The organism is Streptomyces sp. NPDC091279, from assembly GCF_044757465.1.
In the GTDB taxonomy this organism is placed as follows: domain Bacteria; phylum Actinomycetota; class Actinomycetes; order Streptomycetales; family Streptomycetaceae; genus Streptomyces.
On record NZ_JBIVVA010000012.1, the window covers coordinates 146461 to 168036 of the forward strand.

Sequence of the window (21576 nt, forward strand, 5' to 3'; positions counted from 1 at the left end):
ACCGTCACCTGACTGGCCGGCGTCCGGCCCCAGTTGGGCGCCGGAATCCCGAAGTGTCCGACATGCGGGGCCTGTTAATCTGCGCGGATTCACTCTTTCCTTACCGGGGCCACACCGAACTCACACCGGAACCAGCCGGGTCGGGGCCGGGGCGGCGCCGGTCTCTCACTTACGAAGAGGCAGTGCATGCGCGCAGGCAGATCCGGCTCCGCGGTCGTAGTCGCGGCGACCCTCGCCCTGGGGGCGTTCACCGCGCCGCCCGCGGAGGCGGCGAGCACGGGCATCAAGGTGTGGAACATGGCCATGACCGACAAGGGCAAGTCCATCATCGTGGGTACCACGGCCGACGTCATGCCCGAGTTCACGTACAACGTGCGGTGGCCGTCCGGGTCCAAGTGGTCGGAGAGGGACGCCTGGCCGTACCTCTACCACGGCACCACGGCTGCCAAGGCTTTCACCAGCGGCGACAACTACGTGCCGAGCATGGTCACTTACTACGACGACGGCACCTGCGACGGCGCCATGTTCATCCAGCCGCGCCAGGCCCTGCGCTCCAACAGCGACGCGACGACCTGGAAGATCGCGATCATGACCCGAATCTGGGAAAAGGGTGGCGGCCACCCGAAGAGCACGGAGTACCAGACCGGCTTCGGCACCGTCCGTGTCAAGCGGGCCGCGAAGGTCACCGTCAACGCCTCGCCCGAGCCGGTCGTCAAGGGCAAGAAGCTCACCGTCACCGGCAGGATCACCCGGGCGGACTGGGTGAAGCACGCGTACACCGGGTTCGCGGGCAGGTCGGCCAGGCTCCAGTTCCGCAAGGCGGGCACGAGCACCTACACCAACGTCAGGACGGTGAAGGCGAGTTCGACGGGCGCCCTGAAGACGACGGTCACGGCGGCGGGCGACGGTTACTGGCGCTGGACGTTCGGCGAGACCGACACCACCGGCGGCGCGACGGCGGCCGGCGACTACGTCGACGTCAAGTGAGGCCCGCCGAACGGCCGTTGGGCATCCCCGCCCGATAACGCCCCGGTGGCACGCCCACCAACTTCCCGAAGTGCCGGGTGAGATGGGCCTGGTCGTAGAAGCCGGTCAGCGCGGCCACCTCACCCGGCGCGTGCCCGTCGAGCAGCAGTCGGCGGGCCCGGCCGACCCGGCGGGACATCAGGTACTGGTGCGGTGCGATGCCGTACGCGCGGCTGAACGCCCGTACCAGATGGGCGGGATGGGCGTGCAGCAGCGCGGCCGCGGCGTCGAGGGCGAGGCCGTCGACGACGTTCTCGTCGAGCAACTCGCGCAGCCGCCGGGCGAGTACGGGATCGGCGGCGGCCTCGACGACCGGGCGGGCGGCGAGATGCGCCCGCAACCGCTCGCCGATGAGCGTCAGCCTGCTGTCCGCCTCCCACTCCTCGCCGGGCCGGGTGAGCGCGGTGTGCAGTTGCCCGACGCGTCGGCGCAGCAGCGGGTCACGCAGGTCGGGGGCGTCGACGGCCGGTCCGATCAGGTCGTCGGGGAGGTGGGTGGCGTCCAGGTAGACGACGCGCTTGCGGAAACCGGCCGACGTGGCGGCGGCGCCGTTGTGCGGGACGTGCGGGGGCAGCAGGGTCACGGCGTCGTCCGGGGTGCCGTGCGCGTGCCGGTCGAGGTCGTAGCGGACGGCGCCGTCGTCGACGATGAGCAGCGTCCACGCGTCGTGGACGTGCATCGGGTAGGCGTACTCGGTGAACCGGGCGTGGAACACCTCCACCACACCGGAGATCCGGGGGCGCCAGGCGGACACCTCCCGCCGAGGACGCGGTACGGGGGCCATGCAAAGAACGTACAAGACGCGCGGGCGCCCGGATCGGCAGTCTCACCCCATGAACGACACGAACGACATGAACGACATGAACGCGCCCCGTTTCGATACGAAGATCGCCGTGCTGCTCCGTTTTGACCTGGCGGTGTGGCAGCGGCTGAACGTCACGTCGTTCCTGGTCAGCGGCCTGGGCTCGCAGCTGCCCGAGGTGATCGGCGCACCGTACGAGGACGCCGACGGGGTCGGCTACCTGCCCATGTTCCGCCAGCCGGTGCTGGTCTTCGAGGGCACCAGGGAAGTGCTGGCCGCGGCCCACACCCGGGCCCTCACCCGCGCCCTGCCCCGCGCGATCTTCACCGCCGACCTCTTCGCGACCGGCCACGACGAGGCCAACCGAGCCGCGGTCCGCGCGGTCCCGACCCCCGACCTCGACCTCGTCGGCCTCGCGGTCTACGGGGCGCGCAACGGGGTGGACAAGGTGGTGAAGGGGGCGCGGATGCATCCGTGAGGGGAGGCGGCCTCCTATGCCTTGGACAGGGAGCGCCCGGCGGGGCCCCTCCGGTGCGCCGGGCCGGCCCCGCTGCTCACCCGGCGTCGGTCTCCGTCGCCGGGTGGGCCCTCGACGGTACGGCGGTGTTCCCGGTGGTGGGGGCGGGGGCCGCCCTCGGCGTCGTTGCCTCGGTGGCTCCTGTGATCGTCTCTCCGGCGGGCACCCTCCGCATCAACCCCGCGTACCCCAGCGCCGCCACCGTGCCGATGCCCGCGCACAGGGCCCACAGCCGGCCCGCGCCGAGGTGGTCGATGACCGTGCCGGACAGGAGGGGGGCCACCAGGGCGGAGAGCGAGGGGGCGAGGAGGTAGACGCCCTGGTAGCGGCCTCGGCCGTCGGCCGGGGAGAGGCGGACGACCAGGCCGGTCTGGGTCGGGGCGTTCACCATCTCGGCGAGGGTCCACACGGAGACGGTGAGGATGAAGGCGCCGACCGACCCGGCGAACGCGGTGAGCCCGAAGCCGTACCCCGCCAGCAGGGACGAGAGGATCAGCAGCCGTCCCGGGTCGCGGTGTTCGATGAACCGGGTGACCGGGATCTGCAACAGGACGATCAGCAGGCCGTTGACGGCGATGGCCGTGCCGTAGTCGGCGGGCGTGAACCCGGCCAGGCCCATCGCGACCGGCAGCCCCGACGAACTCTGCTGGAAGACCACCAGGATCAGGAACGACAGTCCGACGACGGACATGAACCGCCCGTCGCGCAGCACCGTGCCGAGGCCGATCCCGGGCCCGGCCTTCCCGGCCGGCGCCCGCGTGGGGCGGGACTCCGGCAGCCGCAGGAAGACGACGACCGCGCAGGCCGCCGTCATCCCGGCCTCGATCAGGAACCCGGCGAGATAGCTGTACTCGGCGATGAACCCGGCCGACATCGAGGAGACGGCGAACCCGAGGTTGATCGCCCAGTAGTTGAGGGAGAAGGCCCGCACCCGGTCCTCGGGGCGGACGATGTCCGCCATCATCGCCTGCACCGCGGGGCGTGACGCGCTCGTCGCCATGCCGACCAGGAACGCGACGGCGGCGATCGCGGCCGGATGGTGCATGAAGCCCAGCAGCGCGACCGACGCCGACGCCGAGGACTGCGCGATCAGCAGGGTGGGCCGCCGCCCGAGCCGGTCCGTCAGCACGCCGGCCCCGAGCGACGCGACCACCCCGCCGAGCCCGTACAGGGAGGCGACGAGACCGGCGTAGGTGGCGCTGTAGCCGCGGTCGAGGGTCAGATAGAGCGCCATGAAGGCGGAGACGAACCCGCCGAGCCGGTTGACCAGCGTGCTGAGCCACAGCCACCAGAACGCCCGGGGCAGCCCCGAGACGCTCTCACGGGCGGCGCGGCTGAGGCTGGCGAGCGGCATGGTTCCCCCGGGACGGACATCGACGCGTAAGTGTCCTAGTGGACGAACGGACATTACTTCCGGTGCGCTCGGATGAGCCACCCAATTAGCAAACGCCGTCAACCGTCCGACCGCGCGGGCGGCTGCGGCGGGCCCCGAACCGGTGGATTACGCTCTGCCTCATGGCCGACGCACCGTACAAGCTGATCCTCCTCCGCCACGGCGAGAGCGAGTGGAACGCCAAGAACCTGTTCACCGGCTGGGTGGACGTCAACCTGAACGAGAAGGGCGAGAAGGAGGCGGTCCGCGGCGGTGAGCTGCTCAAGGACGCCGGCCTGCTGCCCGACGTGGTCCACACGTCCCTCCAGAAGCGCGCGATCCGCACGGCCCAGCTGGCGCTGGAGTCCGCCGACCGCCACTGGATTCCCGTCCACCGCTCCTGGCGCCTGAACGAACGCCACTACGGCGCCCTCCAGGGCAAGGACAAGGCGCAGACGCTCGCCGAGTTCGGCGAGGAACAGTTCATGCTGTGGCGCCGGTCCTACGACACCCCGCCGCCCGCCCTGGAGGACGGCACCGAGTTCTCCCAGTCGGACGACCCGCGTTACGCCGCGATCCCGCCGGAGCTGCGGCCGCGCACCGAGTGCCTCAAGGACGTCGTCCAGCGCATGCTGCCGTACTGGTACGACGGCATCGTCCCCGACCTCCTGACCGGCCGCACGGTCCTCGTCGCCGCCCACGGCAACAGCCTGCGCGCCCTGGTCAAGCACCTCGACGGCATCTCCGACGCCGACATCGCCGGCCTCAACATCCCCACCGGCATCCCCCTCGCCTACGAACTGGACGCGGCCTTCAAGCCGTTGACCCCGGGCGGCACCTACCTCGACCCGTCCGCGGCGGCGGCGGCGATCGAGGCGGTCAAGAACCAGGGAAAGAAGAAGTAACGCGACGCGATCAAGCCCCCTGCCCGCGATTTCCCTGCGGGCAGGGGGCTTTTCCGTACGGCGACGGGGCTCGGGTCAGGCCGCTGCGATCAGGGTCAGGTCCATCGGGACCAGGGTGGTCGAGGCCATCAGGGCGCGGATCAGGTGGTCGTTGAGCGCGTTGCCGACCGGTTCGCCGAGTTCCTCGCGGGTCAGCCAGGGGACGCCGTCGCGGGAGAGGCGGGTGCGGACGCCGTTGACCAGGTGCTCGACGCGTTTGTCGGTCCAGCCGGCGCCGGGCTGCACCTCGGCGAGTTCGGCGCAGGTCTGGCGCCACGTCAGCGGCTGCGGCCGGGGTTCGTGGCGCAGGTACCGTCGGCCGAGGGCGACCAGGGCCAGCTTCTCCTGCTCGGTGAGCGCCCACATCCGGGGCGGCCGGGTGACGTCCCCGTGCCGCGCCACCGGCCGCGCGCCCTCGGGACCGGTCACGAAGATCTCCAGCAGATGTTCCCGGCCCCGCGCACCGCCCGCGAACAGCGGTGTGTACCCGACGTCGAGCGGCAGAGGTTCCTCGTCGCGGAAGAGCAGCCTGCCGCCCGCGCACCGGATCGGGAGCCGCCCGACATTGCGCACCCACCAGTGCCCGTGCCGATGTGTCAACGTGCCCTGGTGGCGGCTGACCTCGGGATCGTCCTCGCCGAGACAGACGTGCACCTCGGGCCGGTTGCGGCCGAACAGCACCTCGCGTCCCTCGCCGGGCCCCAACGTCATCCCACCGGTCAGCGCGAGCGCGAAGACGGTACCGGGCAACGGCGCTGCGGCACCCCGCGCGAGACTCCCGTGGGTGGCGGGCAGCCGTCGGCCCAGGGCAACGGAGCGGCCCCCGGCATCGGAGCGGCCCTCGGCATCGGAGCGGCCCCCGGCGTCAGAGGGACCCGGCCCCGCTTCCCGTGCGGTCATCTCGCCTCACCGGCCCGGGAGTTGGTCGGCGATGGTGGCGGCCACGATCGCTGCGAACTCTTCCGCGCTGGCGCAGAGTCGCTTGGTCGGCTCGGGGGCGTAGACGGTGAGTTGGAAGAGTTCGGTGGTGGTGTCGCCGAGGGCGTCACGGTAGGTGCGGTGCGGGGTGCGTACCGTGCAGCTGTCGTCGTCGGCCTCGTTCGCGATGACGTAGCTCTTGGTGCCGGCGACCGTCACCGGCGTTCCGTCGTCGGAGTCCAGGGAGTTGTCGCGGCTGTACTGGATCTCGACCTCGCGGTCACCGGCGTCGTTCGACCAGTCGCAGTCCCAGGCGCCGAACCCGCGGTCCTGGTTGGCGAGTCGGACCCCGGGGAGCCGTTTCAGCGCGGCGGCGTCGAGGAGCGTGCAGGCGTCGAGGCGGGCCAGGGAGTCGGCGGGCGGGGCCGAGGAGCGCCGGGGGACCGGGCCGTCGGCCAGCACGCCGACCACGTGATCGGTGGCGGCGTCGGCCATCTGGCACGGGTCGGGCGCCGAGTCGGCGAACTGCTTCCCGATGACGCGGATCTGCTTGCCGTCGGTGGTCACGACCGCCCGCTGGCACTCGCGCCCGTCCCGCTCCTGGGCGACGACGGTGAGGCCGCCGACGGGGCGGGTGGAGTCGATGTGGTCGAAGTCGTCCGGCGTCGAGTCGAGGTTGACCTGGACGTCGGCGTTCTCGTCGCCGCTGCGGTTGCGCAGGATCACATCGCACCGGTCGATCTCGCCGTAGTCCGGGTCGAGCACGGTGGTGCCGAACCGGCTCAGCACGGCGGCGGCGAGCAGCCCGCACGGGTCCGCCGTCCGCTCGTCGCCGAGGGCGCCCGCCCGCGCGGTGGCCGAGGGTGTCGCGTCGGCCACGCCGCCCTTGCCGTCCTGACCGGAGTCGTCCGAGGCCCACGGGCCGAACAGGGCGAGCCCGACCGCGGCCGCCGCGACCAGCGCCGCCGCCGTGATCGCCAGGGGCCGACGGCGCCGGGCCAGCGGAAGGGTGAGGGTGCGGCGCAACCGTCGCAGCGGACGCGTCGACGCCGCGAAGTCCAGCGTGCGGCGGTCGTCCAGCCGTTCCTGGACGTGCGCCGGTGGCGGCGCGGCCCGCGCCAGCAGCTTCCACGCGTGGGCGGCGTCGGGCCGGCTGCGGGGCTCCACCTCCAGCAACGCGCCCAGCGGCTCGGCCAGTTGACCGGCCCGGCGGGTGGGTTCGAGGTGCCCCTCGACCGCGCGGGCCAGATAGGTCATGAGGTGCTCGGCCTCCCCGTACGGCGACTGCCCCTCGACCGCCGCGAACAGGGACGCGCCCAGCGAGAACACGTCGGACTTCTTGCCCGCGGGCTGCCCCTTGGCCACCTCGGGGGCCAGGTAGCGGGGTTTGCCGCGCACACTGCCGGTGGCGCTGTGCGTCACGTCGTTCCACAGGGCCCGGGAGATCCCGAAGTCGGTCAGCCGCGCGACGCCCTCGTCGGTGACGAGGATGTTCTCCGGCGTCACATCGCCGTGCACCACGCCCGTGGCGTGCGACATCACCAGCGCGTCCGCGATCTGGCAGCCGATCGAACCGGCCTCCTCGGGCGCGAGCGGGCCGCGCTCCTTCATGATCTGCGCGAGGCTGCGGGCGGGCACGTACTCCATGACGATCCAGCAGGCGGCGCCCTCGTCGACGTAGTCGAAGACGGCCACGATGTTCGGGTGGTGCAGGCGTGCCGCGTTGCGGGCCTCGCTCATCAGCCGCCGGACGGACCGATCGTCGTTCAGCTGGGCGCACTTGACCGCCACCAGTCGCTGCAACCGTTCGTCCCAGGCGCGCCAGACGACGCCCATGCCGCCGGTGCCGATGGGTTCCTGGAGGAGGTAGCGGTCGGCGATCCTGTCCCCGGCCTTCGGCGCCATCAGCACTGCCCCGCCCCTTGCCCCGGTCATCCGCACGACTCTGCTGACGGTGACGAGTCTCATGTGGCGGCGGTATGAGGGTGAGCCACGTTCACAGAATTCCGCGCGGACCTGCCCAGAAACCCCACAGTAACCGGGGGTTGGGCCCGGGAGGGGGCGGTTCAAGGGGACGCCCCCTTTGTGGCCCCCGCCCTCTGGGGGCTGTGCCCCCAGACCCCCCTTCGGCCTGAACGGCCTCGTCCTCAAACGCCGGACGGGCTGGATTTGCCCTGACCGGCGCCGCAGAGGCGAAGGCACTGGAGATCCCCCCGGCGCCGAGAAGAGCCGCCCGCCGAGGGCTGGAATGTGCCCCGACCCCCGTCGAGAAGAGCCGCCCGCGACGGGCGAAACTGCACCCCCCGGCACCAAGAAGTCCCCCGCCCCCGGAACCCCCGTGCACCGGTCCCTCCCCTCGTGGGGACCGGTACTCGGGTTGTTCCGGGGGCAGATCCTGCCAAGGTCGGGGGGCCGTGGGGAGATCAGGTCTCCGGACGCCCCTACATTTGTGCAGGTCAGGCATGTAACGTGGGTTTTCCGGTCCGGATGTTTCAGGTGCGGGGGGAGAACGGGGGAGGAGCTTGAGTTCCGCCTCGGGGGCCCGTACGGCCTTCGCTGAACGGCTTGCGTTGCTCTACAAGGAGGCGGGCAACCCGCCGCTGAAGAGGGTGTCCGACGCGGTCGTGCGGCTCCAGCGGGTCGATGAACGGGGGCGCCCCGTACGGGTGTCGGCGCAGCGGATCAGTGACTGGCGTCGCGCGCGCAACGTTCCGGCACAGTTCGCCGCCCTCGCAGCCGTCCTGCACGTACTGATCCCGCAGGCCCGCCGGGCCCGGCCCGAGCCGGTGTCCAAGGGCCTCTACGACATCCCCCACTGGCAACGGCTGTGGGAACAGGCCCTGGCCGACCCGGTCGTGGAGGGCGAGGGCGAGGGGGAGGCAGAGGGGGGCGGCGTTGATGCCGCTGTCGCTGTCGCCGGGGTCTGTCCCTACCGGGGGCTCGCCTGTTTCCGTGCCGAGGACGCCCGTTGGTTCTTCGGGCGGGAACGCAGCACCGGTGCCCTCCTCGACCAGCTCGCCGGTGCCGAGCGCACCGGTGGGCTCGTGATGCTCGTCGGCGCCTCGGGTGCGGGCAAGTCCTCGTTGCTCAACGCCGGGTTGGTGACCGCCCTGCGGGACGGTGGGCCGCGTGAGGTGCTGAGCCTCATGCCGGGTGCCGACCCGGTGGCTGAACTGACGTCCCGAATACCCGAGTTGGCCGAGGTCGCCGCCGATCCTGACGATCCCGACTTTGGCCCTGCGGCGCGGAGGGCGTTCGGCGCGTGGGTTGCGGGGCGAGGGGCGGGGGCCTCAACTTCCGGGCAGGGAACCCCCGTTCTCATCGTCGATCAGTTCGAGGAAGCCTTCACGCTCTGCCTCGACGCCGCGCGCCGTCGGCTGTTCGTGCGGTTGCTGCACGCGCTCTGTGCCGTCGAGCGGCCGCCCGCCCTGGTGGTCCTCGGGGTCCGCGCCGACTTCTACGAGCAGTGCCTGCTCCACCCCGAACTCGCCGATGCCCTCCAGCACCGGCACATGGTGCTCGGCCCGCTCACCGTCGCCGAACTGCGCGAGGCCGTCACCGCGCCCGCCAAGGCCGTCGGGCTCGAACTGGAGCCGGGGCTCGCGGAGTTGATCGTGCGGGAGGTCGGCACCGACGGGCTGCGGGGCGCGCACGGCGCCGGGGTGCTGCCGTTGCTGTCGCACGCGCTGCTCGTCACCTGGCAGCGGCGCAAGGGCGGGCGGCTCACGCTCGCCGGGTACCGGGCGGCGGGCGGCATCCAGGGCGCCGTCGCGGCCACCGCCGAACGGGCCTGGTCGGACCTGGACCCGGCCGCCCGCACCGCCGTTCGGCTGCTGTTGCTGCGGCTGGTCAGGCTCGGGGAGGACACGCAGGCGACCCGGCGGCGCGGGACCCGGCGGCAGCTCGCGGAGGAGTCCTCGGACCCCGGCAAGACGGAGGAGTCCCTTGAGGCGTTGGTGCGGGCCCGGTTGGTCACGCTCGACGCGGAGACCGTGGAGATCACCCACGAGGCGCTGCTGCACGCCTGGCCCCGGCTGCGCGGCTGGATCGACGAGGACCGCGGCGACCATCTGGTGCGCCAGCGCCTGGAGGAGGACGGCCGGGCCTGGGAGGACTCGGGGCGTGACGCCTCCCTCCTCTACCGGGGCTCGCGGCTCGAACAGGCGCGCACCTGGGCGACGTCGGCCGGTGGCACGTCCCTGACCCGGGCCGCGGGGGAGTTCCTCGCCGCCTCCAACCGGGTCCGCCGCCGCACCCGCCTGCTCAGCCGGGGTGCCGTCGCCGCCCTGGTCGCGCTCGCGGTGCTGGCCGGGTGGACCGCAGTCGACGCCCGACGGCAGCGCGACGACGCGGTGTTCGCGCAGGTCATCGCCGAGGCCGACCGGTTCCAGTACGCCGACCCGTCGCTCTCCGCCCAGCTCGACCTGGTCGCCCACCGGCTGCGCCCCGACGACGCGGGCGTCAAGAACCGCCTCGTCTCCATCGTCAACGCGCCCCTGGCCACCTCCCTGCGCGGCCACACCGGGCCCGTCTACCTCACCACCTTCAGCCCCGACGGCAAGACCCTCGCCACCGCGAGCTACGACCGCACCGTCCGCCTCTGGAACGTCGCCGACCCCGGCCGGCCCACCCCGCTCGGCGCCCCGCTGACCGGGCACACCAGCTGGGTCAGCAGCGCCGTCTTCAGCCCCGACGGCGACACCCTCGCGTCCGCCGGCGACGACGGCACCGTCCGCCTCTGGGACGTGCGCGACCCCCGCCACCCGGTCGCCCTCGGCCCGTCCGTGACCGGCGACGACGGCACCATCTACCTGCTCGCGTTCAGCCCCGACGGCCACACCCTGGCCACCGCCGACGACAACCACACCGTCCGCCTGTGGGACGTGCGCGACCCGCGCCACCCGGTCTCCGTCACCACCCTCACCGGCCACACCGGGCCCGTCCGCGCCATCGCCTTCAGCCCCGACGGGCACACCCTCGCCTCCGGCGGCGACGACGGCACCGTCCGCCTCTGGAACGTCGCCGACCCCCGCCGGCCCGCCCCGCTCGGCGCCCCCCTCACCGGTCACGGCGACACCGTGCACTCCGTCGCGTTCAGCCCCGACGGGCACACCCTGGCCAGCGGCGGCAAGGACGACGCCGTCCGCCTCTGGGACGTGCGCGACCTCCGCCACGCCCACGCCGTCGGCAGCCCCCTCATCGGCCACACCGGGCCCGTCTGGTCGGTCGCCTTCAGCCCCGACGGCGACACCCTCGCCGCGGGCAGCGCCGACTCCACCGCCAGCCTCTGGAACGTCGCGAGCCCGGCGCACGCCTCCCAGATAGGGGAGCCGCTCGCGGGCGGCAGCGGCGAGATGTACGCCCTCGGCTTCAGCCCCGACGGCCACACCCTCGCCACCGGCAACGGCGACGGCAGGGTACGGCTGTGGACGCTCCCCGGCGCGGACATGGTCGGCCAGGCCGGTGCCTTCCGCCCCGACGGCAAGGTCCTCGCGACCGGCGGCGGCGACGGCAGCGTCCGGCTGTGGGACATCACCGACCCCGACCGGCCGGTGGCCCTGGGCAGCCGGTCCGCCGCCGGCATCCCCCGGGCCCTGACCTTCCTGCCCGACGGCCGCACCCTCGCCGCCCTCGTCGGCGGCGAGAACGCCGTCCAGCTGTGGAACGTCGCCGATCCCGCCCACCCCGTCCCCTACGGCAAGCCCTTCCGGCTGGACGCCGCGTACGTGGGCGCCGCCGCGCTCGCCGTCAGCCCCGACGGGCGCACGCTGGCCACCGACAAGGACGACCGCACCGCCCAGCTCCTCGACATCACCGACCCCGCCCACCCCCGGCGCCTGGGCCCCGTCCTCACCGGCCGCACCGCACTCGCCCGGCTCCTCACCTTCAGCCCCGACGGCCACACCCTGGCCAGCTCGGGCGCCGACGGCACCATCCGGCTCTGGGACGTCACCGACCGCAGCCGTGCCCGGCAGGTCGGCAAGCTGCTCACCGGGCACCTCGGCCCCGTCAACACCCTCGCGTTCAGCCCCGACGGCCACATCCTCGCCTCCGGCGGCGACGACGACACCGTCCGGCTGTGGCGGATCGGCGACCCGGACACGGCCGCCCCGCTCGGCGCCCCGCTCACCGGCCACACCGAGGCGGTCGTCTCCCTCAGCTTCAGCCGCGACGGCCGCACCCTCGCCTCCGGCGGCGACGACAACACCGTCCGCCTCTGGAACGTCGCCGACCCCGCCCACGTCTCACCCATCGGCCAGGCCATGAGCCCCAACGCGAAGACCGGGAACTTCCTCGCCTTCAGCCCCGACCGCGACCTCCTGGGCGTCTCCAGCGGCTCCGGCACCATCCGGCTCTGGAACCTCGACCCCGAACGCGCCGAACGCCGCATCTGCGCGAGCACCCGCGACGTCCTCACCGAGGCACGCTGGAACGAGTACCTCCCCCGCCTCTCCTACCAGCCGCCCTGCACCTAGCCGCCCTGCACCCAGCCGCCCTGCACCCAGTCGCCCTGCACCTGACCGCACGCGAAGCGGGCCCCCCGCCCACGGGTTCTCCGTGGGCGGGGGGCCCGCTGGTGTCCGGGTCGCCCCGGTCAGCCGCACTGGCAGGGATTGCCCGACTGGCAGCCGCAGCCGCAGCCCGAGCCGCAGCCGCAGGCGGCCAGCAGCGTCAGGCTCCTGACATCGGCGGCCCGGTCGGTCTCGCGCTCCCGCGTCGGGTCCGGGGTGAGGGGTGCTTCGGCCATGGGTCCTCCTGGAGGCGGCGGATGAAGCGGTCGGCAGTGCCGTCGTCCATTGCACGCCCGCCAGGACGGGCGCATCAACGGCGCACTGTGGCGCCGAACCGTTCCGCCGGGCCGTTGTACCGAACCGTTCCGCCGGGCCGTCGGGGCGGACCGCGCCCCTGCGGCGTTACGCGCCTTCGGCGGGCTGGATGTCCGGCTGGATGTCGGACTGGAGCTCGTCCGCGTGTTCGCCGGTCACCAGGAACACCACGCGCTTGGCGACCGCCACCGCGTGGTCGGCGAACCGCTCGTAGTAACGGCCCAGCAGCGTCACGTCGACGGCCGTCTCGATGCCGTGCTTCCAGCGGTCGTCCATCAGGTGCTGGAAGAGCGTGCGGTGCAGGAGGTCCATCTCGTCGTCGTCGTTCTCCAGCTGGAGCGCGAGGTCGACGTCCTTGGTGATGATGACCTCGGCGGCCTTCGCCATCAGGCGCTGCGCCAGCTGGCCCATCTCCAGGATGGTCGAGTGCAGGTCGTGCGGGATCGCCCGCTCGGGGAAGCGCAGCCGGGCGAGCTTCGCCACATGCTGGGCCAGGTCGCCCGAGCGCTCCAGGTCGGCCGACATCCGCAGCGACGTCACGACGATCCGCAGATCCGTGGCGACCGGCTGCTGCCGGGCCAGCAGGGCTATCGCGCGGGCCTCCAGGTCGTGCTGCAACTCGTCGACCTTCTTGTCGGCCTCGATGACGCTCTCGGCCAGCTTCAGGTCGGAGTCGAGGATGGCGGTCGTGGCGCGCCCGATCGCCGACCCGACCAGCCGGGCCATCTCCACCAGACCGTCGCCGATCGAATCAAGTTCCTCGTGGTACGCGTCCCGCATCAGGGTTCCCTCTCGTACGTTCTCAACCGTTGGGCCGCTCCGGAAACCGGCGCTTCCCGCCCCACGCTCCCACGGTCCGACCCCTACGCGTCCGTTTCCGCCACCTCAAATGAACCACCACTGGCTCCCAGGTGAACTCTGGGCGACGAGTGTTCGAGGTCGCACGTCCGTGGCTGTGGTCGGCGGCTCTTCCATGCCTAACCTGGACGCATGGACGTGAACGCGGCGGTCGCCGCAGCGGCAGCGATCGCCGGGGTACTCACCGGTGTCATCGCCATGCTGGCGTTCCGCTGGAGCGAACGCGACCTGAAACGCCCCACCCGCACCTCCCTGCACACCGACCCCGTCCTGCCACCCGGCGTGGACACGGTCCTGTCCGTGCTCCGCTCCTCGGCCGTCGTGCTCGACGAGGACGACGCCGTCGTCAAGGCCAGCTCCGCCGCCTACGCGCTGGGCCTGGTCAGAGGCGGCCGCCTCTCCGTCGAGCCGATGCTCCAGATGGCCCGGGACACCCGCCGCGACGGCGAGATACGGCAGGTCGAACTGGACCTGCCCCGGCGCGGCACCGGACGCGGCGAGGCCCTCGCCGTCTCCGCCCGGGTCGCGCCGCTCGGCTCCCGCCTGGTGCTGCTGCTGGTCGAGGACCTCACCGAGGCCCGCCGCATCGAGGCGGTCCGCCGGGACTTCGTGGCCAACGTCAGCCACGAGCTGAAGACCCCGGTCGGCGCCCTCTCCCTGCTGTCCGAGGCCGTCATGGACGCCTCCGACGACCCCGAGGCCGTCGAGCGCTTCGCCGGGCGCATGCAGATCGAGGCGACCCGCCTGACCAACCTCGTGCAGGAACTCATCGACCTCTCCCGGGTCCAGAACGACAACCCGCTGGAGGACGCCGAACCGGTCCGCGTCGACGAACTCGTCGCCGAGGCCGTCGACCGCTGCCGGCACGCGGCCGGCGCGAAACAGATCACCATGGCCGCGGGCGGCACCGCCGACCTGCACGTCTGGGGCAACCGCGGCCAGCTCGCCGCCGCCCTCGGCAACCTCGTCGAGAACGCCGTCAACTACTCACCGGCCCGCACCCGCGTCGGCATCGCCGCGCGCCACCTCCCGGCGCCCGGCGGCGACTCCATCGAGATCGCCGTGACCGACCAGGGCATCGGCATCTCCGACAAGGACAAGGAGCGCGTCTTCGAGCGCTTCTACCGCGTCGACCCGGCCCGCTCCCGTGCCACCGGCGGCACGGGTCTCGGTCTCGCGATCGTCAAGCACGTGGCCGCCTCGCACGGCGGGGAGGTCACGGTGTGGAGCTCCGAAGGCCAGGGCTCCACCTTCACCCTGCGACTGCCGGAGGCGGGGGCTGCCCGCGACCGCGCACAACAGCACCCCGACCTCGACGACGAGGCCGGACAGCTCGACTCGGCCGACGAGTCATCCCCGTTCGAACCGCTTCCCGCCCCGGAGGTCCTTCCGTGACCCGAGTGCTCGTCGTCGAGGACGAGGAGTCCTTCTCCGACGCCCTGTCCTACATGCTCCGCAAAGAGGGCTTCGAGGTCGCCATCGCGACCACCGGACCCGACGGCCTCGACGAGTTCGAGCGCAACGGCGCCGATCTCGTCCTCCTCGACCTGATGCTGCCGGGGCTGCCCGGCACCGAGGTCTGCCGTCAGCTGCGCGGCCGTTCCAACGTCCCGGTGATCATGGTCACCGCCAAGGACAGCGAGATCGACAAGGTGGTCGGCCTGGAAATAGGTGCCGACGACTACGTCACCAAGCCGTTCTCCTCGCGTGAGCTGGTCGCCCGTATCCGGGCCGTCCTGCGCCGCCGAGGCGAGCCCGAGGAGGTCACCCCGGCCGCCCTGGAGGCGGGCCCGGTCCGGATGGACGTCGACCGGCACGTCGTGACCGTCTCCGGCTCCAAGGTCGACCTCCCGCTCAAGGAGTTCGATCTGCTGGAGATGCTGCTGCGCAACGCGGGCCGGGTGCTGACCCGCATGCAGCTCATCGACCGGGTCTGGGGCGCCGACTACGTCGGTGACACCAAGACCCTCGACGTCCACGTCAAGCGCCTGCGCGCCAAGATCGAGCCGGACCCGGGCGCCCCGCGCTACCTGGTCACGGTCCGCGGCCTGGGCTACAAGTTCGAGCCGTAGACCGGCCCGGGCTCCACGAGATCCACCTACGCCGAAGGGCGGGACTCCCTCACGGGGACCCGCCCTTCGGCGTGTGTACGGTGCCGCGCGCGGCTCAGTGGCCGGCGGCCGCGGTCTCGGACGCGGAGTCGGTCGGGGTCGCCGCGCTGTCGCCCGCGGTGCCGGCGGCGCCGGTCCCGGGGCTCTCGGTGGCCGACGCGGTCGGTGTGGCGGCCGGGGCGGACGGGACCGCCGTCGGACCCCACGAGGAGAAGTAGCTCTCCGCGGGGACCACGAAGGCGGTCAGGCTCACCGCGCCGGTCGTGCTGAAGGTGAACGTCACCTTCTGCGCGTTGCCGTCCTGGACGGCCTCACGGCTGCTCGACAGGACGGCGGACGCGTTGCCCTTGCCGCCGAGCACGACCGAACCGCCGGCCGGGATGCTCAGCTTGCCCTTGCCGGAGGCCGGCTTGAGCGTCGCGCTCTTGCCGGTGCCGGGGAGCGTGACCGAGTCCAGGGTCTGCGCGGTGCGGCCGTCGTTGAAGAGGGTCGCGGAGATCACCGCGGGCCCCGTCGACTTGCGGTCGGGCTGGGTGATGACGAGGGCGTTCTGGATCTTGATCACGCCGACGTGGGTAGCCGCGTTGTCCGGCCTGACCTCCATCGTCTGGGCGTCGTTGCCGGCACCGCACGCGGCGAGCGAGGCGATCGAGAACGCGATGACGGCGGCGGCCGAGGCGCCGCGTCGAAGGCTGCTGCTCACGGGGGCGGCAACTCCTTGACTCGAACGTGGCGACGTATAAAGCCGCCCTAAGTATCTGTCAGCGTGATCAGGTTACCGAGCCGTCCCTCCGGCGCCGCACCCGACCCTCCTCCTGGGCGTCGGCTTCGCCCGGCAGGGGCCAGCGGGAGCCCCGCACACGACCCGCGCGGCACATTCGCATAACCACTGTCGGCTTAGGCGTGTCCCCTCCCGCGAAAAATCCGTGAAGGAATAACGGGCCCTCCGGAAATTGATCAACAACTGATCATCGCGACGCCTGTGATCAATTCCGGAATCGTCTCGTACCGGCCTCCAGGCATCGAACGGAGTAGCGGAAGTCGTACAGCTGTAGGCAGACATATGGGGACGTTCGGCCCGTCGGAGGCTGCTCCGGATGGGTGTGACGGGCACGTTTCCCGTCCCCCGGAGAGCGGCTCCGACCTGCGAATACCGTCTTCCACTCGGCCCGCGCAGCACGTTCCTGTTGCTGTTGTCAAGCCCCGAGATATGCCCTGACCTGCGAAAACGCCATTCAGAACCCGCAGTTTCCGTGTTACCCTGGATAGCCACGGAAGGGGTACCTGTCACATGACGTTCAAGGTTGGCGACACCGTGGTCTATCCCCATCACGGGGCCGCGCTGATCGAGGCTATCGAAACTCGCCAGATCAAAGGCGTGGACAAGACCTACTTGGTGCTGAAGGTCGCCCAGGGCGACCTGACGGTACGTGTGCCAGCGGACAATGCGGAGTTCGTCGGCGTGCGTGATGTGGTCGGTCAGGACGGGCTGGACCGGGTCTTCGAGGTGCTGCGCGCGCCGTACGCCGAGGAGCCCACGAACTGGTCCCGTCGTTACAAGGCAAATCTTGAGAAGCTCGCCTCCGGCGATGTCATCAAGGTCGCGGAAGTCGTCCGTGACCTGTGGCGTCGTGAGCGCGAGCGCGGACTGTCCGCCGGCGAGAAGCGCATGCTCGCCAAGGCGCGCCAGATCCTGGTGAGCGAACTCGCCCTCGCGGAGAACACGAACGAGGACAAGGCCGAGGCCCTGCTCGACGAGGTGCTCGCGTCCTGAACGCATGACGGCAGGCTCGCCGCCCGCCGTAGCAGTCAGTACACCGAAAGCACACCGAACTGCCGCGGTGCCCGATGACATCTCAGCTGTCGCCGGGCGCTGCGGCATGTCCGCACCCGGACGCCCCCGATACTGGGCGTGCCGGGCCCGGGCAGCAGGCTCGACCGGCGTCACGGAAGGGTCCGGTCAAGGCGTCGCGCCCGGCACTTCCCAGGCCATACCCACGCCGGACCGGCACACAAACCTGACAGGAACCGATGTCTGACGATTCGCTCCCTTCGCCCGCGGGAACCCGTACGGCCGCCGTGATCCCGGCCGCGGGCCGGGGTGTCCGCCTCGGCCCCGGCGCCCCCAAGGCGCTGCGCACCCTGGGCGGCACGCCGATGCTGATCCACGCCGTGCGCGCGCTCGCCGCCTCCCGCGCGGTCTCCCTGGTCGTCGTGGTCGCCCCGCCCGACGGCGCCGCCGAGGTCAGGTCGCTGCTCGACGCGCACGCGCTGCCCGAACGCACCGACTTCCTCGTGGTCCCCGGCGGCGAGAGTCGCCAGGAGTCCGTGCGGCTCGGCCTCGACGCGCTGCCCCCGGGCCACGACATCGTGCTGGTCCACGACGCGGCCCGCCCGCTGGTCCCGGTCGACACGGTGGACGCGGTGATCGAGGCGGTACGGGAGGGCGCCCCGGCGGTGGTCCCCGCGCTGCCCTTGGCGGACACGGTCAAGGAGGTCGAACCGGCGACCACGCCCGGCACCCCGGAACCCGTTCTGGCCACCCCGGACCGCGCCCGCCTGCGCGCGGTGCAGACCCCCCAGGGCTTCGACCGCGAGACCCTCCTGAAGGCCCACTCGACCATCACCGAGGACGTCACCGACGACGCGGGCATGGTCGAGAAACTGGGCCAGCGTGTCGTGGTCGTCCCCGGCCACGAAGAGGCCTTCAAGGTCACCCGCCCCCTGGACCTGGTCCTCGCCGAGGCGGTCCTCGCCCGCAGGAGGCTCAACGATGGCTTCTGAGCTGCCCTACCCGCTGCCCCAGGTCGGCATCGGCACCGACATCCACGCCTTCGAGGAAGGCCGCGAACTGTGGTGCGCCGGCCTCAAGTGGGAGAACGAGGGCCCCGGCCTCGCCGGTCACTCCGACGCGGACGTCGTCGCCCACGCGGCCTGCAACGCCCTCTTCTCCGCAGCGGGCCTCGGCGACCTGGGCCAGCACTTCGGCACCGGCCGCCCCGAGTGGTCCGGCGCCCCCGGCACGGTCCTCCTCACGGAGGCGGCCCGCATCGTCCGGGACGCCGGCTTCACCATCGGCAACATCGCCGTCCAGGTCATCGGCCCCCGCCCCAAAATAGGCAAAAGAAGAGAAGAAGCCCAAAAGACCCTCTCGGCAGCCGCCGCCGCCCCGGTCTCCATCTCAGGAGCCACAACAGACGGCCTAGGCTTCCCAGGAAGAAACGAGGGCCTAATGGCAGTAGCAACAGCATTGGTACTCCGCCAGAACTGAGGCCCCCCGATCCGAGCGACGGTGACCCTGCCAACCAAGGGGCGCGGGGCTGTGACATGTGCGGCTCCGCCGCGTGGGCGCGACCAGCCCCCACCGCCGGGTGGGTACTGACAACGCCCCTGCCGATCCGAGCGACGGTGACCCTGCCAACCAAGGGGCGCGGGGCTGTGACATGTGCGGCTCCGCCGCGTGGGCGCGACCAGCCCCCACCGCCGCGTGGGTACTGACAACGCCCCTGCCGATCCGAGCGACGGTGCCCCCTGCCAACCAAGGGGCGCGGGGAACTGCGCGACCAGCCCCCACCGGGCCCGCGGCCGAATGACTGCCCCACCGGCCCGCGGCCGAACAACCGCCCCCCCGGCCCCCCGCCGGGGGCCGAGGCCGAATACGGCCAAACCGACGGAAGGCATGAGGCACTGCCCCGCGCCCACTACCCTGGTGGGGTGACGATTCGCCTGTACGACACCGACGCCCGGCAGATCCGTGACTTCGCCCCCCTCACCGCGGGCTGTGTCTCGATCTACCTCTGTGGCGCCACCGTCCAGGCCGCCCCACACATCGGCCACGTCCGCTCCGGCCTGAACTTCGACATCATGCGCCGCTGGTTCACCTACCGCGGCTACGACGTCACGTTCATCCGCAACGTCACGGACATCGACGACAAGATCATCGTGAAGGCCGCCGAACAGCGCCGCCCGTGGTGGTCGATCGGCTACGAGAACGAGCGGGCGTTCAACGACGCCTACGCCGCCCTCGGCTGCCTGCCGCCCAGCTACGAGCCGCGCGCCACCGGCCACGTGACCGAGATGGTCGAGATGATGCAGGGCCTCATCGCGCGCGGCCACGCCTACGAGGCCGACGGCAACGTCTACTTCGACGTGCGCTCGTTCCCCGCGTATCTGTCGTTGTCCAACCAGGAGTTGGACAACCTGCGCGAGCCCGCGGGCGACGGCGGCACCGGGAAACGCGACGAGCGCGACTTCGCCCTGTGGAAGGCGGCCAAACCCGGCGAGCCCAGCTGGCCCACCCCGTGGGGCCCCGGCCGCCCCGGCTGGCACCTGGAGTGCTCGGCGATGGCGCACAAGTACCTCGGCCCCGCCTTCGACATCCACGGCGGCGGCCTCGACCTGATCTTCCCGCACCACGAGAACGAGATCGCCCAGGCCAAGGCCTACGGCGACGAGTTCGCCCGGTACTGGGTGCACAACGCCTGGGTCACCATGAGCGGCGAGAAGATGTCGAAGTCGCTGGGCAACAGCGTCCTCGTCGCCGAGATGGTCAAGCAGTGGCGCCCGATCGTGCTGCGCTACTACCTCGGCACCCCGCACTACCGCTCGATGATCGAGTACAGCGAGGAGTCGCTGCGCGAGGCCGAGTCGGCGTTCGCGCGGATCGAGGGCTTCGTGCAGCGCGTCGTCGAGAAGGCCGGTCCGGTCGAGCCGGCCGCCGAGGTGCCGCCCGCGTTCGCCGAGGCGATGGACGACGACCTGGGCGTGCCGCAGGCCCTCGCCGTCGTGCACACCACCGTCCGGCAGGGCAACAGCGCACTGGCCGCCGACGACAAGGAAGCCGCCGTCGCCCGCGTCGCCGAGGTGCGCGCGATGCTCGGCGTCCTCGGGCTCGACCCGCTCGACGCGCAGTGGGCCGGAGACAGCGCCGAGCGCGGTGAGGACCTGCACGGCGTGGTCGACAGCCTCGTCCGCCTCGTTCTCGACCAGCGCGAGGCGGCCCGCTCCCGCAAGGACTGGGCCACCGCCGACGCCATCCGCGACCAGCTCAACCAGTCCGGGCTCACCGTCGAGGACGGCCCGCAGGGACCCCGTTGGAGCCTCGGCCCGCGGTGATCCGGTAAATCCGATCCTTGATCGATTGTGCCGCCCGGCCTTCCGGGCGGCACACTGCATAGACGACGTACGGATTTCGCTCCGTCCACCCCCGTAGAGAACAGGTAGGTCATGGCCGCCAACAACCGCCGCATGTCCGGCAAGAAGGGCGCGCAGGTCGGCAGCGGCGGCCAGCGACGCCGAGGCCTGGAGGGCAAGGGTCCGACCCCGCCCGCCGAGATGCGCAAGGGTCACAAGAAGAACCGGATCGCGGGCGCCCAGGCCCGGCAGGCCGCCCGCCGCCCCGCCGTCCGGCGCGGCGGCAAGGGCACCTCCGAGATGGTCGTCGGCCGCAACCCGGTCTTCGAGGCGCTGCGCGACGGCGTGCCCGCGACGACGCTCTACGTCCAGCAGTTCATCGACAACGACGAGCGGGTGCGCGAGGCGCTCCAGCTCGCGGCCGAGCGCGGCGGCATCCACCTCATGGAGGCCCCGCGCCCCGAGCTGGACCGCATGACCAACGGCCTCAACCACCAGGGCCTCGTCCTCCAGGTCCCGCCCTACGAGTACGCGCACGCCGAGGACCTCGCGGCCGCCGCCTACGACGTCGGCCAGGACCCGCTGATCGTCGCCCTCGACGGCGTCACCGACCCGCGCAACCTCGGCGCGGTCGTGCGGTCCGTCTCCGCGTTCGGCGGCCACGGCGTCGTCGTTCCCGAGCGGCGCGCGGCCGGGATGACCGCCGGCGCCTGGAAGTCGTCGGCCGGTACCGCCGCCCGGACGCCGGTCGCGCGGGTCACCAACCTGACGCGGGCGCTGGAGGCGTACAAGAAGGCCGGCATCGCGGTCGTCGGTCTCGCGGCGGACGGCGAGGCCGAGGTCGGTGAACTGGCGGCGCTGGACGGCCCCGTCGTCATCGTCGTCGGCAGCGAGGGCAAGGGCCTGTCCCGGCTGGTCGGGGAGACCTGCGACTTCCGGGTGCGGATTCCGATGCCGGGCGGCGCCGAGTCGCTCAACGCCGGTGTCGCCGCGGGCATCGTGCTGTACGAGGCGTCCCGCCGCCGGGCCTGAACAGACGTGCCCGTCCTCACCCGGGCGGGTCAATCC

Annotated in this window: 18 protein-coding genes; 11 read left to right on the plus strand and 7 right to left on the minus strand. The window is 72.1% G+C overall.

The genetic code is table 11. The features are described 5' to 3' along the window. Positions 1-186: 186 nt before the first annotated feature. The gene (locus tag ACIQOU_RS28745; RefSeq protein ID WP_401540939.1) at positions 187-987 is read left to right on the plus strand and encodes a hypothetical protein; all 801 of its coding nucleotides are present in this window, start codon (positions 187-189) and stop codon (positions 985-987) included. Here the strand turns inward: ACIQOU_RS28745 and ACIQOU_RS28750 are convergent. Further along, positions 980-1810, minus strand: coding sequence for an AraC family transcriptional regulator (locus ACIQOU_RS28750; RefSeq protein ID WP_401540942.1), 831 nt, complete (start codon positions 1808-1810; stop codon positions 980-982). The two genes, ACIQOU_RS28745 and ACIQOU_RS28750, sit on opposite strands and share 8 nt — an antisense overlap. Before the next feature lie 49 nt (positions 1811-1859). On the opposite strand from ACIQOU_RS28750, the gene ACIQOU_RS28755 reads away from it, so the two are divergent. Next, a complete protein-coding gene (locus ACIQOU_RS28755) occupies positions 1860-2306 on the plus strand; it encodes a DUF2000 family protein (RefSeq protein ID WP_401540944.1) in 447 nt (148 codons plus the stop codon). A gap of 76 nt (positions 2307-2382) precedes the next feature. Here the strand turns inward: ACIQOU_RS28755 and ACIQOU_RS28760 are convergent, their stop codons facing one another. Further along, entirely contained in the window at positions 2383-3699 is a 1317-nt protein-coding gene (locus ACIQOU_RS28760; protein ID WP_401540947.1) for an MDR family MFS transporter, read from the minus strand. Between the two features lie 161 nt (positions 3700-3860). Here ACIQOU_RS28760 and ACIQOU_RS28765 point away from each other — a divergent pair, with 161 nt between their 5' ends. Further along, positions 3861-4622, plus strand: a complete 762-nt coding sequence (locus tag ACIQOU_RS28765) for a phosphoglyceromutase (RefSeq protein WP_401540950.1) — start codon at positions 3861-3863, stop codon at positions 4620-4622. Positions 4623-4697: 75 nt separating this feature from the next. On the opposite strand, the gene ACIQOU_RS28770 is transcribed toward ACIQOU_RS28765, so the two are convergent. Together ACIQOU_RS28770 and ACIQOU_RS28775 are read right to left on the minus strand one after the other, a co-directional pair. Continuing rightward, on the minus strand, positions 4698-5561 hold the full coding sequence (locus ACIQOU_RS28770; RefSeq protein ID WP_401540953.1) for an FHA domain-containing protein: 864 nt from the start codon (positions 5559-5561) through the stop codon (positions 4698-4700). Positions 5562-5567: 6 nt separating this feature from the next. Further along, a complete protein-coding gene (locus ACIQOU_RS28775) occupies positions 5568-7547 on the minus strand; it encodes a serine/threonine-protein kinase (RefSeq protein WP_401540956.1) in 1980 nt (659 codons plus the stop codon). Between the two features lie 554 nt (positions 7548-8101). Between ACIQOU_RS28775 and ACIQOU_RS28780 the strand changes: the two genes are divergently transcribed. Beyond that, entirely contained in the window at positions 8102-12055 is a 3954-nt protein-coding gene (locus ACIQOU_RS28780; protein ID WP_401540958.1) for a hypothetical protein, read from the plus strand. Between the two features lie 119 nt (positions 12056-12174). Here the strand turns inward: ACIQOU_RS28780 and ACIQOU_RS28785 are convergent, their stop codons facing one another. Both ACIQOU_RS28785 and phoU read right to left on the minus strand, forming a co-directional pair. Then, a complete protein-coding gene (locus ACIQOU_RS28785) occupies positions 12175-12327 on the minus strand; it encodes a hypothetical protein (protein ID WP_401540961.1) in 153 nt (50 codons plus the stop codon). A 166-nt stretch (positions 12328-12493) separates the two neighbouring features. Then, positions 12494-13186, minus strand: a complete 693-nt coding sequence (gene phoU / locus ACIQOU_RS28790; protein WP_401540964.1) for a phosphate signaling complex protein PhoU — start codon at positions 13184-13186, stop codon at positions 12494-12496. 210 nt (positions 13187-13396) lie between these two features. On the opposite strand from phoU, the gene ACIQOU_RS28795 reads away from it, so the two are divergent. Together ACIQOU_RS28795 and ACIQOU_RS28800 are read left to right on the plus strand one after the other, a co-directional pair. Then, complete coding sequence (locus ACIQOU_RS28795; protein WP_401540967.1) at positions 13397-14659, plus strand: sensor histidine kinase; 1263 nt, start codon at positions 13397-13399, stop codon at positions 14657-14659. Then, complete coding sequence (locus ACIQOU_RS28800) at positions 14656-15336, plus strand: response regulator transcription factor (RefSeq protein WP_009340348.1); 681 nt, start codon at positions 14656-14658, stop codon at positions 15334-15336. The genes ACIQOU_RS28795 and ACIQOU_RS28800 overlap by 4 nt, the downstream gene beginning before the upstream one ends. Before the next feature lie 94 nt (positions 15337-15430). Here ACIQOU_RS28800 and ACIQOU_RS28805 read toward each other — a convergent pair whose 3' ends face one another. Beyond that, entirely contained in the window at positions 15431-16078 is a 648-nt protein-coding gene (locus ACIQOU_RS28805) for a DUF461 domain-containing protein (protein ID WP_401540969.1), read from the minus strand. Positions 16079-16666: 588 nt separating this feature from the next. Between ACIQOU_RS28805 and ACIQOU_RS28810 the strand changes: the two genes are divergently transcribed. The 5 genes from ACIQOU_RS28810 to rlmB all read left to right on the plus strand — a co-directional run bounded on the left by ACIQOU_RS28810 (position 16667) and on the right by rlmB (position 21540). Then, positions 16667-17149, plus strand: a complete 483-nt coding sequence (locus ACIQOU_RS28810; RefSeq protein ID WP_003953493.1) for a CarD family transcriptional regulator — start codon at positions 16667-16669, stop codon at positions 17147-17149. A 257-nt stretch (positions 17150-17406) separates the two neighbouring features. Beyond that, positions 17407-18159 (plus strand): 2-C-methyl-D-erythritol 4-phosphate cytidylyltransferase, encoded by a 753-nt coding sequence (ispD, locus tag ACIQOU_RS28815; protein ID WP_401540972.1) that lies wholly within the window; start codon positions 17407-17409, stop codon positions 18157-18159. Further along, complete coding sequence (gene ispF / locus ACIQOU_RS28820) at positions 18149-18646, plus strand: 2-C-methyl-D-erythritol 2,4-cyclodiphosphate synthase (RefSeq protein WP_401540975.1); 498 nt, start codon at positions 18149-18151, stop codon at positions 18644-18646. Before ispD ends, ispF begins: the two co-directional genes overlap by 11 nt. Before the next feature lie 443 nt (positions 18647-19089). Next, positions 19090-20490, plus strand: coding sequence for a cysteine--tRNA ligase (cysS, locus tag ACIQOU_RS28825; protein WP_401540977.1), 1401 nt, complete (start codon positions 19090-19092; stop codon positions 20488-20490). Positions 20491-20601: 111 nt separating this feature from the next. Then, the gene (rlmB, locus tag ACIQOU_RS28830) at positions 20602-21540 is read left to right on the plus strand and encodes a 23S rRNA (guanosine(2251)-2'-O)-methyltransferase RlmB (protein WP_401540980.1); all 939 of its coding nucleotides are present in this window, start codon (positions 20602-20604) and stop codon (positions 21538-21540) included. Positions 21541-21576 lie beyond the last annotated feature (36 nt).

Excerpts from the sequence above, each read along its gene's own strand:
- ACIQOU_RS28745 (WP_401540939.1), top strand. The coding sequence starts at position 187 with ATGCGCGCAGGCAGATCCGGCTCCGCGGTCGTAGTCGCGGCGACCCTC.
- ACIQOU_RS28750 (WP_401540942.1), bottom strand. The coding sequence starts at position 1,810 with ATGGCCCCCGTACCGCGTCCTCGGCGGGAGGTGTCCGCCTGGCGCCCC.
- ACIQOU_RS28755 (WP_401540944.1), top strand. The coding sequence starts at position 1,860 with ATGAACGACACGAACGACATGAACGACATGAACGCGCCCCGTTTCGAT.
- ACIQOU_RS28760 (WP_401540947.1), bottom strand. The coding sequence starts at position 3,699 with ATGCCGCTCGCCAGCCTCAGCCGCGCCGCCCGTGAGAGCGTCTCGGGG.
- ACIQOU_RS28765 (WP_401540950.1), top strand. The coding sequence starts at position 3,861 with ATGGCCGACGCACCGTACAAGCTGATCCTCCTCCGCCACGGCGAGAGC.
- ACIQOU_RS28770 (WP_401540953.1), bottom strand. The coding sequence starts at position 5,561 with ATGACCGCACGGGAAGCGGGGCCGGGTCCCTCTGACGCCGGGGGCCGC.
- ACIQOU_RS28775 (WP_401540956.1), bottom strand. The coding sequence starts at position 7,547 with ATGAGACTCGTCACCGTCAGCAGAGTCGTGCGGATGACCGGGGCAAGG.
- ACIQOU_RS28785 (WP_401540961.1), bottom strand. The coding sequence starts at position 12,327 with ATGGCCGAAGCACCCCTCACCCCGGACCCGACGCGGGAGCGCGAGACC.
- phoU (WP_401540964.1), bottom strand. The coding sequence starts at position 13,186 with ATGCGGGACGCGTACCACGAGGAACTTGATTCGATCGGCGACGGTCTG.
- ACIQOU_RS28795 (WP_401540967.1), top strand. The coding sequence starts at position 13,397 with ATGGACGTGAACGCGGCGGTCGCCGCAGCGGCAGCGATCGCCGGGGTA.
- ACIQOU_RS28810 (WP_003953493.1), top strand. The coding sequence starts at position 16,667 with ATGACGTTCAAGGTTGGCGACACCGTGGTCTATCCCCATCACGGGGCC.
- ispD (WP_401540972.1), top strand. The coding sequence starts at position 17,407 with ATGTCTGACGATTCGCTCCCTTCGCCCGCGGGAACCCGTACGGCCGCC.
- ispF (WP_401540975.1), top strand. The coding sequence starts at position 18,149 with ATGGCTTCTGAGCTGCCCTACCCGCTGCCCCAGGTCGGCATCGGCACC.
- rlmB (WP_401540980.1), top strand. The coding sequence starts at position 20,602 with ATGGCCGCCAACAACCGCCGCATGTCCGGCAAGAAGGGCGCGCAGGTC.